We start from the raw sequence: 12,659 nt of genomic DNA, 5'->3' as shown, positions 1-12,659 counted from the left end.
CCGACTTATACCGTCTTGCCGGGTTTACCCAGCTCGCCCGCAGTAGCTTCGGGCCGCCATACCGTGCCGATCGACACCGATTTGAGCTTCTTCTTGCGCCCATACCAGAGGTTCACCACGCCACGGGAGAAGAACACGGCGGAGAACATGGAGGTCACGATACCGATACAGTGCACCACCGCGAAGCCGCGCACCGGGCCGGAACCAAAGGCCAGCAACGCCAGGCCGGCGATCAGCGAGGTCACGTTCGAATCCAGGATGGTGGCCCAGGCACGGTCGTAGCCCGCATGAATGGCCGCCTGCGGCGAAGCCCCGGCGCGCAGTTCCTCGCGGATGCGCTCATTGATCAGCACGTTCGCGTCGATCGCCATGCCGAGCGCCAGCGCCATGGCCGCCATGCCGGGCAGGGTGAGCGTGGCCTGCAGCATCGACAGGATGGCCACCAGCAGCAGCAGGTTGAACGACAGCGCAATGCCCGAGAACACGCCAAACAGCATGTAGTAGGCCGACATGAACAGCACGATCACCACGAAGCCCCACATCACGCTGTGGAAGCCCTTGCTGATGTTTTCCGCGCCCAGGCTCGGGCCGATGGTGCGCTCTTCAATGATCTCCATGGGCGCAGCCAGCGAGCCGGCGCGCAGAAGCAGGGCCAGGTCGTTGGCCTCGGGAACCGTCATGGAGCCCGAGATCTGGAAACGGTTGCCCAGCTCACCCTGGATCACGGGTGCCGTCAGCGCCTGGCCCTTGCCCTTTTCGAACAAGATGATGGCCATGCGTTTCTTCAGGTTCTCGCGGCTGGTATCGCGCATGATGCGGCCGCCCTTGGCGTCCACGGTCAGATCGACCTTGGGCTGCTGGGTCTGCGAATCGAAGCCAGGTTGCGCATCCGTCAGGCTGTCGCCGGTGAGAATGACTTGGCGCTTGACGATCACGGGGCGGCCGTCAGGCTGCAGGAAACGCTCGGAGCCAAAGGGCACCGGGCCGTTGTTGAGTTCGGCCGCGTGGCCTTCCGCGCTTTCGTCGACCAGGCGCATCTCCAGCGTGGCGGTACGGCCCAGGATGTCCTTGGCCTTGGCGGTATCCTGCACACCCGGCAGCTGCACCACGACGCGGTCGGCGCCTTGCTGCTGAATCACCGGCTCGGCCACGCCCAGCTCGTTGACCCGGTTGTGCAGGGTAGTAATGTTCTGCTTGATGGCCTGATCCTGCACCTTGCGCAGGGCTTCGGGCTTGAATGTGGCCACCAGCGTGTTCTCGGAGCCGGTGGCAGGCGCCACCAGCATGTCCGGCAGCTGGTCGGTGATGACGCGGCGGGCGGCCTCCAGGGTGGCTGCGTCGCGGGCACGGATCTCGACGGTCTGGCCTTCACGGCTGATGCCGCCATGGCGGATGTCTTTCTCGCGCAGGGCAACGCGGATGTCGCTGGCCACCGTATCCAGGCGCTTGGTGATCGCTGCGCTCATGTCCACCTGCAGCATGAAGTGCACGCCGCCGCGCAGATCGAGGCCCAGGTACATGGGTTTGGCGTGCAGGGCGGTCAGCCAGGCAGGTGAGCGCGACACCAGGTTGAGCGCCACAATGTAGGCGGCATCGGACGGATCTGGCACCAGGGCATGCTGGATGGCGTCCTTGGCCTTGAGCTGGTCGTCCGGCGTGGTGAAGCGTGCACGCACCGAACCGCCATCCAGCGTGATCATGTCCGGCTGCAGGCCGGCATCCTTCAGCGCCTGCTCAACCCTTTCCTGGGTGGAGGTGTCGATCTTCGTGGAAGTCTTGCCAGCCGACACCTGCACTGCCGGCGCCTCGCCGAACAGGTTGGGCAGGGTGTAGATCACCGCCACCAGCAGCGCGACGACGATGACGGCGTATTTCCATAACGGATAACGGTTCATGGGGAAAGACTCGATCGATGGGCTGCCAAGGCGGGGGCGGCCAGGCTAATAGAACTTGCGCGGCTGTCATTCCCGCCTGCGCGGGAATGACAGGGCCTTTTTACTTGGAACGTGTTCACGATCTCGTCGCGAGGGCTCTTGTGTTCGAAAAGCTGCGGCTGCAAGGCGAAAAACGCAGGGATACCTGTGGTATCGCGAGGCTTTTCAACGCCGCAGACGCAGTTTTTCGGGCGCAAGGGACCCGCGAGGAGATCGTAAACACGTTCCTAAAGACCCTCGGAATGGATCAAAGACCAGCCTTGATGGTTCCCTTGGGAAGAACCTGCACCACGGCGCTGCGCTGCATCTGCACTTCGACGCCCGAGGCGATCTGCAGCGTCATGCTGCCTTCGGAGATGGCCGTGACCCGGCCCATCAGGCCGCCAGCGGTGGCGACTTCGTCACCCTTGGCGAGGGCGTCGATCATGGCGCGATGCTCTTTCTGCTTGCGCATCTGAGGGCGGATCATGATGAAATACAGCACCGCGAACATCAGCAGCAGGGGGAGCATGCTCATGAGCGAGGACGTCATGCCGCCCTCTGCGGCAGCGGCCGGGGCGGTCTGGGCAAAAGCGTTGGAAATGAACACCAGCGGTCTCCTGGAAAAGGCGGTGAATGGGCGCAGGCACGCGCGGGCGCTCCTGGGGAGCGCGGAGAACCTTATATTCTAAGCGCCTGGGAAAGCTGGAAACCAAGCCGCCCCTTGAGACGCCGGGCTTCTACTCCGGTTTTACCCCCTCTCCCAGAGAGAGGGGGTAAAACCGGGGACTCTTAGATATAGGTGTATCTCCAGGATCCCCCCATCTAATATCCCTATCTAAATATACCTATGCCGCCTTCTGCTGCCCTCCTGGCTGGCGGTAGGCGGCCATCAGCTCGTCCCAGCGTGCGCGAGCCGCCTGGAGGTTGCGCTCCTTCACATGGCCGTAGCCCTTGATCTGCTCGGGAATACGGGCGATTTCGACCGCCGTGGCGTGGTTCTCCGCGGTCAGCGCTCCCAGCACTTCCTCGATGCTGGCACGGTATTGCCCGATCAAGGCACGCTCGGTCTGGCGCTCCTCGGTCCTGCCGAAGATGTCCAGCGCGGTGCCGCGCAGACCCTTGAGCTTGGCCAGCCAGCGGAAGTTGCGCAGCATGCTCTGGCCATACTTTTTCTTGATCAACTCACCCTTTTCGTTGCGCTGGGCGGTTTTCGGCGGCGCCAAATAGTAGTTGAACGTGAATTCGCCTTCGAACATGCCTTTGATCCGCTCCACGAATGCCGGATCGCTGTGCAACCGCGCGACTTCATATTCGTCCTTGTAGGCCATCAGCTTGAACAGATAGCGCGCCACGGCCTCGCTCAGGGCGGTCTTGCCAAGGACGGCTTCCCGCTGCTGCACCTGGGAGACAAAATCGCGGTAGCGCTTGGCGTACGCGGCATTCTGGTAACCCGTCAGGAACTCGACGCGGCGGGCGATGATGGACTCAAGCGTCTCGCGCTTCTTGAATTCGATCACCTGGGCGCCACCGGCGCCGCTGGCATCCTTGAGCAGCTTCTCGACACGCTGCCAGTCATGGGCAGCCTGGCGGCCCCACTCGAACGCGGTCTTGTTGTTCTCCACCTGCACCCCATTGAGCTCCATGGCGCGCAGCAGCGCTTCGCGGCCGAGCGGCACCCAGCCTTTTTGCCAGGCATAGCCGAGGATCATGGGATTGACGTAGATGGTGTCGCTCATCAGCCGGGAAGCCATGGCGTCGGCATCAAAGCCGCTCAGGCCCTGCGGGCCCACGGCGCGCCCGATGTCGGCGGCACAGCGCTCGGCCGGGTTGTTCCAGGCGCCGTCGCGCACGAAAGCCGCCGTGGGCGTGCCGTGCACGTTCAGCGCCACGTGCGTGCGGCCTTCACGCATGCGCAGCACGGTTTCCTTGTCCGCCGTGACGATGGGATCGCAGCCGATGATCAGATCAGCCGCGGCCATGCTCACGCGGGTGGTGCGGATATCGTCCTGGCTGTTGCCGATCAGCACGTGGCTCCAGGTGGCGCCGCCTTTTTGCGCCAGGCCCGCCGCATCCTGCGTGACGATGCCCTTGCCTTCGATGTGCGCCGCCATGCCAAGCAATTGCCCGATGGTGATGACGCCGGTACCGCCCACCCCGGCCACCACGATGCCGTAGGCCGTAGGCATGGCGGGCAGGACTGGCTCGGGCAGCGCGCCCAGATCCTGGGGAGTGGCGCGGGCCTTTTCCTTGGCCTTCTTCTTCAGCGTGCCGCCTTCCACGGTGATGAAGCTCGGGCAGAAGCCCTTCAGGCAGGAATAATCCTTGTTGCAGGTGCTCTGGTTGATGGTGCGCTTGCGGCCAAACTCGGTCTCCAGCGGCTCGACGCTGAGACAGTTGCTCTGCACACTGCAGTCGCCGCAGCCCTCGCAGACCAGTTCGTTGATGAAGACTCGCTTGGCCGGATCCTGCATGGTGCCGCGCTTGCGGCGGCGGCGTTTTTCCGTGGCACAAGTCTGGTCGTAGATGATGACGGTGGTGCCTGGGATCTCGCGGAACTCGCGCTGCACGGCGTCGAGCTTGTCACGGTGCTGTATCTCGATGCCTTCGGGCAGGCCGTGCTCGCGGGCATGGTCGTATTTTTCCGGCTCGTCGGTGACGATGGTGATCTTGGCGGCGCCTTCCGCGCGCATGTTCTGCGCGATCTGGATCACCGAAAGGCCCTCGGGCCGCTCGCCGATCTGCTGGCCGCCGGTCATGGCCACGGCATCGTTGTAGAGAATCTTGTAGGTGATGTTCACACCCGAGGCGATACTCTGGCGGATCGCCAGGATACCGCTGTGGAAATAGGTGCCGTCGCCCAGGTTGGCGAACATGTGCTTCTCATTGCTGAAGGGCTGCTGGCCGACCCAGGGCACGCCCTCGCCGCCCATCTGCGTGAATCCAACGGTGGCGCGGTCCATCCAGATGGTCATGAAGTGGCAGCCGATGCCCGCCATGGCGCGTGAGCCCTCAGGCACACGGGTGCTGGTATTGTGCGGGCAACCGGAGCAGAACCAGGGCTGGCGCTGAGCGCCAGCGCCACTGATCTCCAGTGCCTTCAGGCCGCGCTCGGAGGCATCGAGAATGGCCAGCTGCCGGTCCAGGCGCGCCTGCATGTCGGCATCGATGCCCAGTTTGCTCAGCCGCTGGGCAATCGCCCGCGCAATGAGCGCGGGGGAGAGATCGGCGGTGGCGCGCAGCAACTCGTTGCCCATGGGATTGGCGTGCGACCATTCTCCACCCGAGAAATCGCCACCCTCGTCTCCGTGGAATTTACCTACTACGTTGGGACGCACGTCGGCGCGCCAGTTATAGAGCTCTTCCTTGATCTGGTACTCAATGACCTGGCGCTTTTCCTCCACCACGAGGATCTCGCGCAGCCCGGTCGCAAACTCGCGCGTGGCCGTGGCCTCCAGCGGCCACACCACGTTCACCTTGTGCAGGCGGATACCGAGCTGGCGGCAGGTGATATCGTCCAGCCCGAGATCGATCAGCGCCTGGCGGGTGTCGTTGTAGGCCTTGCCGCTGGCGATCAACCCCAAGCGGTCGTTCGGACCTTCGATCACGTTGTGGTTGAGGCGGTTGGCGCGGATGTAAGCCAATGCGGCATACCACTTGTAGTTGAACAGGCGCTCTTCCTGCACCAGCGCCGCGTCGGGCCAGCGGATATGCACGCCGCCCGGGGGCATTTCGAAATCGGTGGGAACCTTGATCTGAACGCGCTCGGGATCGATCATCGCCGTGGCGCTGGATTCCACGATCTCCTGAATGGTCTTCATGCCCGCCCAGACGCCCGCGTAGCGGCTCATGGCGAAGGCATGCACGCCCTGGTCCAGGATGTCCTGCACCGACGCGGGGAAAAACACGGGCAGCCCGCAGGCCTTGAAGATGTGGTCGCTCTGGTGCGCGGCGGTACTGCTCTTGGCGACGTGGTCGTCGCCAGCCACGGCGATCACGCCGCCCCAGGGCGTGGTGCCGGCCATGTTGGCGTGCTTGAACACGTCTCCGCTGCGGTCTACCCCCGGGCCCTTGCCATACCAGATGCCGAACACGCCATCGAACTTGTTCGAGCCCGGCGGGGCAAAACCCAGTTGCTGCGTACCCCACACGGCGGTGGCGGCCAACTCCTCGTTGACGCCGGGCTGAAAGACGATGTTCTGCGCCTGCAGGTATTTCTTCGCGTTCCACAGCGCCTGGTCGTAGCCGCCGAGCGGCGAGCCGCGGTAGCCGCTGACGAAACCGGCGGTGTTCTTGCCGGCGAGGGCATCGCGCTGGCGCTGCAGCATGGGTAGCTTGACCAGCGCCTGGATGCCGCTCATGAAGGCGTGGCCGTAGTCCAGGCTGTACTTGTCGTCGAGCGTGACGGTTTCGAGCGCCTTGCGGATGTGCTCGGGCAGAGGGGCATTCATCGTGCGTGTCTCCTTGTGGCTTCACCGCCTTGTGGGCAGCATCAACGGTGGATTCCACCGGTGGGCGGAATCGCCGTGGCTTGAACGCAAAGTGTATGCCGCCTGAGGTGATAAGTGTTTTCTTTGCGTTCCCTTACCAACGCCAATATGGAAATATTCTTTCTAAAATCAAGCACTCATGGAAAGACTTGATTCCTACGATCTGGCCATCCTGCAACATCTGCAAGCCGACGGCCGCCTGACGAACACGGAACTGGCCCAGCGTGTGGGGCTTTCGGCCGCGCCGTGCTGGCGGCGGGTGCGGGCGCTGGAAGAAGCCGGCTTCATCCGCGGCTACCGCGCCGAGATCGACCGCCACAAGATCGGCCTGGGCGTGCTGGCCTTCGTGCGGCTGGACGCCGAACGCAACGCCGGCAGCGTCACGCGCGAGCTGGAGGAGCGCATCAAGCACCTGCCGGAGGTGGTTTCCTGCCACTACATCAGCGGCAGCGGCACCTTCGAGCTGCAGGTGGTCAGCCGCGATCTGGACGCCTTCAGCCAGTTCGCCCGCGATGTGCTGCTGAACCTGCCCGGTGTGAAAGACCTGCACACCAGCTTTTCACTGGGCGAGGTGAAAGCCGTTGGCACGCTGCCGCTGGGGCACCTGACGCAAAGAAAAGCGCGTTAGAAACCCACGGCAGCGCGTTCGATCAGCCCTCGGTAACGGTCGCCAACGTTCGCCAGCCCGGCCACCAGACGCTCGATATGCGCCTCCGTCATGGGAAGCGAGAGATAGATGTCACCGCGCGCGCAGACCAGCACGCCCTCCAGCTGCAGGGCCCTGTGCAAGAGCTTGCCCATGGCCGCATTGGCAGGCGGAATGTCGCCTGGAGTGCAGATGGGCCCCGTCGTGCAATGAGGAGACAGGATCGAGCCCACGCCGGTGGCCTTCATGGGCAGGGACATCGCGCGGAACCGGGCATTGATACGCTCTCGCACGTCATCTCCCCAGGCGGTGAACGCGTTGGCCCGCTCCGGCGTGTAGACAATGCCCATACCCGCGAGGCCCGCAGAAAGCGAACAGATGTTGTTGTTGAACGTGCCGGCATGTTTCAGCCCCTGCGGCGATTTGGGATCGAAGCGCTGCATGATCTCCGTCCGGCCGCCGAACGCCGACAGCGGAAGGCCTCCGCCCAGGTATTTGCCCAGCGTCGTCAGGTCGGGCGTCACCCCCTCGCGCCCCTGCATGCCAGCGGCGCCCAGCCGGGACGTCTTGACCTCATCGAAAATCAGGAGGGCTCCGGCACGATCGGCCAGCGTGCGCAGTCCGGCCAGGAACCCGGGGAGCGGCGGAATGTTGCCGCCAGCCCCGAGCATCGGCTCCACGATAATCGCGGCCAAACCGGTACCGATCTCCTTGACCTGCGCGGCAACGGAGTCCAGATCATTGAAGCGAGCCAGGCGCACATCGAACGGAACATTCATCGGTGAAGGCCGCTCGGAGAATGTCAGCACGCCGCCGTGATAGCCGTGCTCGAAAGCCAGGACCGTGTCGCGCCCCGTGAATGCGCGGCTGGTGGCCAGGGCGAGCAGGTTGGCTTCGGTGCCTGAATTGCAAAAGCGCACCTGTTCGATGGAGGGAAATCGATCAGCCAGGAGCGACGCAAGGCGCTGCTCTTCCTCAATGGGCGCAGCCATCACCCAGCCCCGGTCCAGCGCGGCTTCTATGGCGCGGCGGATCACGGGATCGCTGTGCCCGAAAAGGCCCGCGGAAAACTCCCCGACGAAATCGATGTAGCGATGCCCGTCCACGTCCACGGATTCGGCGCCTTCCGCCGAAGCCGCATAGACGGGGTATGGATCCGCGTGCAGGACGGAGCGTGTGTTTCCGCCGGGAAGATGCGCGAGGGCCCCCTCGAATAGCGCGTGGCTTCGAGGGGTGCGCGCCAGAAACTCAGGCTCGAGCGCGCTCCAGGCGGAAGCAATGTCCTGGATCAGAGATACGTTGGAAGCAGAGGGCATGGGCAGTCCTGTCAGTCCTGTTCAGAGAATGTTTTCATCGACGTAGTCAGCCACGCGGAAGGCCGTTCCGACCACCGGCAGGAACCAGGGCTTGCCACGGTAGAAAGGGATCGGCGGCAGCGCCACCCGGTCAAAGTCGGTCTGCCCCGTCACCGTGCCGGCGATCTTCTGCCCCACCTGCGAGCCCAGATAGGGCATCACGGTGATGCCGCCGCCGCAGCAGGCTGCCACGTAATGCACGCCATCGAATTCGCCCGCGTGGGGCAACGCATCGCCGCTGAAGGCCACGTTGCCTTGCCAGGCGTGGGCCACTCGCACGTCGGCGAGTTCTGGAAAACGCCGGACCAGGCTGTTGTGCAGCAGCTTCGCGTTGAGCTCGAAGGGCGTTTCAGTGAATCTGGAGCGGCCTCCGAACAGCACGCGCTTGCCGTCGGGTGTGAGCCGGAAGTAGTGCATGATGCGCCGCGTCTCCGAGAACGTACGGCCATTGGGCGAGATCCGCTTGGCCAGCTCGGGCGGTATCTCCTCGGTCACGATGATGTGGCTGGCCACGGGCACCAGCCGGTGGTGCAGCTTGGGAACCAGATCGCCCGTATAACCGTTGGTGCAGACCGCCACCTGCCGCGCGCTGAACCGCCCGCGCTCGGTATCGAGGGCCCAGCCGCTGCCGCGGCCATTGCTGCTGCGCTCAAGGCCATGAACTCTGGTCTGATCCACCAGGGTGATGCCCGGTTGCCTCAGGCAGGCTTGCAGGTAGCCCCGGTACAGCAAGGCAGGATGCAGCTTGGCCGCCGCATTGAAAACCAGGCCTCCGTGGTAGAAGTCGCTGCCTATTTCCTGGCGTTGCTCGCCACGCTCGATCAGCCGGCAATCCTTGGCGCCGCTGCGCTGGAGTTTCTCGAAGCGCACCTTGAGCCAATCGTAGTGCCGCGGCGCGCAGGCGCCGAGGAAGCGCCCGCGCCGCTCGAAGTGGCAATCGATGCGCTCCTGTTCTATGAAGCGCTCCAGATGCGCGAAGGAGTCGCGGGCCCAGCCCACGACCATGTCAACCACCTGGGGCGGATAGTCGAGGGCCTTGCCGGTAAGGCTCTTGCCGATGCTCAGGCCCGCGCTCAGGGCACCTCCGCTTCGCGTGCTGGCGCCCTCCCCGAAGAGGCCCGCCTCGAAGACGATGACCGACAGGCCATGGCGGGCCACCTCGAGCGCCACCGCGAGCCCTGCATATCCACCGCCCACGACGGCGACATCGTGGGTACGGCCGGGGTCGGACGTCTCAAGTGGCGTGGGGCGAAACTCGCGCCACCAATAGGGTTCGGGGCGGAAATCGGAGGAGAACAGGTCGTCGCTTCGGCGGCTCATGCTGGCAATGAGGAGGTGAATCAATAACGCCCCAATTGAAAGACGGCCCGGCCAAGGCGTCAAAGTCGGAATGGCATGGAGTTGATGCCTGCGCGTTATGGAAGCGCCCTCGATGCCAGTTCATGCCAGCAAGGAATGATCATGATTGAATTGGCTATTTGCGCCACATTTCGCGCGCATGGATGATTGGGCAAAGCCCTTTCTGATTTCTCTCTTCTGAACTGACGCATGAGCCATCCCCTGCACCATCCTCTGCACCAATGGACTGCCGTACAAATCGCTGACGCCGTGGCGCGGCGCACGGTCAGTGTTCGAGAAATCACGCGGGCCATGCTGGACCGCATCGGCGCGATGGATCCCAAGATCAACGCATTTGCCTGTGTCGATGCCGAGGGCGCCCTGGCCACCGCCGATGCACTGGACGCGCGGCTCGCAAGAGGTGAAAACCTGGGTCCGCTGGGCGGTGTTCCCTTCAGCGTCAAGGACCTGATCGCGACCGCCGGACTCGAAACGGCGTTTGGATCGCACCTGCTCGCAGGGAATGTTCCCGCCCGCGATGCGGTGGCTGTGGCACGTCTGCGCGCGGCCGACGGCGTATTGCTGGGCAAGACCACTACGCCGGAATATGGGCACAAGGCATTGACCTCGAGCCCGCGTTACGGGCACACCCGCAACCCGTGGAATTTCGAGTATTCGCCGGGAGGTTCGAGCGGCGGATCCACGGCGGCGGTGGCCGCAGGATTGGGGCCGCTGTCCCTCACCACCGATGGTTCGGGTTCGGCCCGAATTCCGGCCTCCGCCTGTGGCGTGCTGGGCCTCAAGCCCACACTGGGACGTATTCCAAACGAAGCGGCAGTCGAGCTTTTCACCAATTTCATCACGCTGGGGTTGGCCGCCCGCACCGTGGCTGATCTGGCCGTGGGGCTGCAGGCCATTGCCGGCCCGGCGCCGGAAGACCCCTGGTCGCGCGGTGTCCAGCCCCCTGACTACCTCGCTCCGCTCAGGCAAGGGGACAACCCGTTGAGCGGCTTGCGCGGGCGACGTGTCCTGGTGATCGAGAAGATGGGCAATGCTCGCGTCTCGGCTGGCATGGGGGCCGCGCTGGAGCGCACGGCCGGCCTGCTGCAGGAGGCCGGTGCCGTGGTTCGTTGGCACCCGGAGCCGGTGAACAACGGACGCCAGCTCCTGGTGACCATGATGCGTGCCTACCAGAACATCCGGCTGCGGCCGATGCTGGCGACCCATCGGGACCGCATGGATCCTTCGCTGGTTGATGCCCTGGAAGAAGGTGCATCCCAAACCCTTGAAGAAGTCCAGCGCGCGCCTGCGGACCGGACTGCTCTGTACCGCTCGGTCGAAACGTTTTTCTCGGACCACGATCTTCTACTGACGCCTACCGTGTCGTCCGCCGCACCACGGGTCGACCACCAGCAGCACGAGCTGCTCGCCATCGATGGCGAAACGGTGGGCCCATTGCGCGAGCAGTGGTATTGCTACACCGGGCTCTTCAACCTGACCGGGCATCCGGCCTTGAGCGTACCCGCGGGTTTCGATGCGCAGGGGCTGCCCCTGGGCGTCCAGTTGGTGGCCCCGTGGGATGCCGAGCCCCGTCTCCTCGGGACTGCAGCCGCACTGGAAGAAATGATGCCCTGGGCATCCCACTGGCCGTCGCTGGCCGGTGCAGGCGGCTCTCTCCCCTACCCGCCGCCAGCCCGCTGAAGTATCAGGCGGCCAACACGGCCGCGGCCCGTGCAGCACCGCCAGGCGCGTGCGGAACGCCCAGCGCCAGCATGGCCCCCTCCAGGGCACTGAGGACTCCCAGCGTCATATGCATGTTCACATGCCCCATGTGCGCGATACGCAGGTAGCCGTCGGCGGCGGGATCACCCTCGGGCGCCATGCCGATGCCAATGCCAAGCGTGATCCCCGCATGTGCCTGCAACCATTGCCGGATACGCGTCGCCATCGGCGAGGGAAAGCGGACCGTGGTCACTGCGTGCGATCGGCAAGCTGGATCAGGCACATTCAATCCGATGGCCGATTGCGGATCCGCCCCCCAGGCATCGAATGCGGCAGCTACCGCCCGGGCCAGCAAGGCGTGCCGCTTCCACACGGTTTCCAGCCCTTCCTCATGCAGGATCATGTCGAGCGAAGCCCGCAGGGCCAGCAGATGGTGCGTGGGGGCCGTGCCACCGAACCGCTGGTAGAAATAGGCCGGCTGGATGCGTGGCGTCCAGTCCCAATAAGGGGTGCGCCATCCAGACGTTTCACATGCCAGCCGCGCCTTTTCGCTCAGCCAGACGAAACCCAAACCAGGAGGCGTCATCATGCCCTTCTGGCTGGCTCCGACCAAGACGTCGACACCCCAAAGGTCCATTTCCATGACATCGCAGCCGATCGAGGCAATGCCGTCCACCGCCAGGAGCGCTGGATGGCCTGCGGTGTCCAAGGCCGCCCGGACGGCGGCGACATCGTTGCGCACAGACGTGGTGGTGTCGACGTGCGACATCAGGACAACGCGAATACGATGATGGACATCCGCACGCAACGCGGATTCCACACGGTCCGCCTGAACAGCGCCTTGAAGCCCGAAATCCAGCCGCGTGACCGTCACCCCGAAGGCTTCAGCGGTCTTGGCCCAGGACTCTCCGAAGAGACCGGTCACCAGGGCCAGCGCGCTGTCTCCTCGCGTAAACAGGTTGGCATTGGCAGCCTCCCAGGCACCATGTCCGTTGGACATATAGACGGCAAGGTGGTGTTTGGTGCGCACCAGCGCTTTCAAATCGTCAAACAGCCCGGGCACCATATCGGGCAACGGGCCGGCATAGATATCCGGCGCGGCCTGGTGCATGGCATTCAGCACGCGGTCGGGGATCACCGAGGGCCCGGGAATGGCGAGATAGTGGCGGCCAGTGTCGTGCATGGGGGATGGAGA

8 protein-coding genes are annotated in these 12,659 nt (G+C 64.3%); 2 read left to right on the top strand and 6 right to left on the bottom strand.

Going from position 1 to position 12,659, the window contains the following annotated elements; all coding sequences use genetic code 11:
- Nucleotides 1-5: 5 nt before the first annotated feature.
- The 3 genes from secD to WJU18_RS02140 form a co-directional block, all read right to left on the bottom strand.
- The gene (secD, locus tag WJU18_RS02150; RefSeq protein WP_423458535.1) at nt 6-1,895 is read right to left on the bottom strand and encodes a protein translocase subunit SecD; all 1,890 of its coding nucleotides are present in this window, start codon (nt 1,893-1,895) and stop codon (nt 6-8) included.
- A 286-nt stretch (nt 1,896-2,181) separates the two neighbouring features.
- Nucleotides 2,182-2,523 (bottom strand): preprotein translocase subunit YajC, encoded by a 342-nt coding sequence (gene yajC / locus WJU18_RS02145; protein ID WP_423458534.1) that lies wholly within the window; start codon nt 2,521-2,523, stop codon nt 2,182-2,184.
- A 238-nt stretch (nt 2,524-2,761) separates the two neighbouring features.
- Entirely contained in the window at nt 2,762-6,364 is a 3,603-nt protein-coding gene (locus WJU18_RS02140; RefSeq protein WP_423458533.1) for an indolepyruvate ferredoxin oxidoreductase family protein, read from the bottom strand.
- Between the two features lie 178 nt (nt 6,365-6,542).
- Here WJU18_RS02140 and WJU18_RS02135 point away from each other — a divergent pair, with 178 nt between their 5' ends.
- On the top strand, nt 6,543-7,031 hold the full coding sequence (locus WJU18_RS02135; protein WP_423458532.1) for an Lrp/AsnC family transcriptional regulator: 489 nt from the start codon (nt 6,543-6,545) through the stop codon (nt 7,029-7,031).
- Here WJU18_RS02135 and WJU18_RS02130 read toward each other — a convergent pair.
- Together WJU18_RS02130 and WJU18_RS02125 are read right to left on the bottom strand one after the other, a co-directional pair.
- Nucleotides 7,028-8,365: an aspartate aminotransferase family protein gene (locus tag WJU18_RS02130; RefSeq protein WP_423458531.1), complete on the bottom strand. Its 1,338-nt coding sequence runs from the start codon at nt 8,363-8,365 to the stop codon at nt 7,028-7,030. The genes WJU18_RS02135 and WJU18_RS02130 overlap by 4 nt on opposite strands.
- A gap of 21 nt (nt 8,366-8,386) precedes the next feature.
- Nucleotides 8,387-9,724, bottom strand: a complete 1,338-nt coding sequence (locus tag WJU18_RS02125) for an NAD(P)/FAD-dependent oxidoreductase (protein WP_423458530.1) — start codon at nt 9,722-9,724, stop codon at nt 8,387-8,389.
- A 228-nt stretch (nt 9,725-9,952) separates the two neighbouring features.
- On the opposite strand from WJU18_RS02125, the gene WJU18_RS02120 reads away from it, so the two are divergent.
- The gene (locus tag WJU18_RS02120) at nt 9,953-11,443 is read left to right on the top strand and encodes an amidase (RefSeq protein ID WP_423458529.1); all 1,491 of its coding nucleotides are present in this window, start codon (nt 9,953-9,955) and stop codon (nt 11,441-11,443) included.
- 4 nt (nt 11,444-11,447) lie between these two features.
- Here the strand turns inward: WJU18_RS02120 and WJU18_RS02115 are convergent, their stop codons facing one another.
- Nucleotides 11,448-12,647, bottom strand: coding sequence for a pyridoxal-phosphate-dependent aminotransferase family protein (locus WJU18_RS02115; protein WP_423458528.1), 1,200 nt, complete (start codon nt 12,645-12,647; stop codon nt 11,448-11,450).
- Nucleotides 12,648-12,659 lie beyond the last annotated feature (12 nt).

The organism is Ottowia sp. VDI28 (assembly GCF_049532675.1).
Taxonomy (GTDB): Bacteria; Pseudomonadota; Gammaproteobacteria; order Burkholderiales; family Burkholderiaceae_C; genus Ottowia.
This window is presented reverse-complemented; position numbering and strand designations above follow the sequence as displayed.

Coding starts and splice junctions, on each gene's coding strand:
- WJU18_RS02115 (WP_423458528.1), bottom strand. CDS start 12,647: ATGCACGACACTGGCCGCCACTATCTCGCCATTCCCGGGCCCTCGGTG.
- WJU18_RS02120 (WP_423458529.1), top strand. CDS start 9,953: ATGAGCCATCCCCTGCACCATCCTCTGCACCAATGGACTGCCGTACAA.
- WJU18_RS02135 (WP_423458532.1), top strand. CDS start 6,543: ATGGAAAGACTTGATTCCTACGATCTGGCCATCCTGCAACATCTGCAA.
- WJU18_RS02125 (WP_423458530.1), bottom strand. CDS start 9,724: ATGAGCCGCCGAAGCGACGACCTGTTCTCCTCCGATTTCCGCCCCGAA.
- WJU18_RS02140 (WP_423458533.1), bottom strand. CDS start 6,364: ATGAATGCCCCTCTGCCCGAGCACATCCGCAAGGCGCTCGAAACCGTC.
- WJU18_RS02130 (WP_423458531.1), bottom strand. CDS start 8,365: ATGCCCTCTGCTTCCAACGTATCTCTGATCCAGGACATTGCTTCCGCC.
- secD (WP_423458535.1), bottom strand. CDS start 1,895: ATGAACCGTTATCCGTTATGGAAATACGCCGTCATCGTCGTCGCGCTG.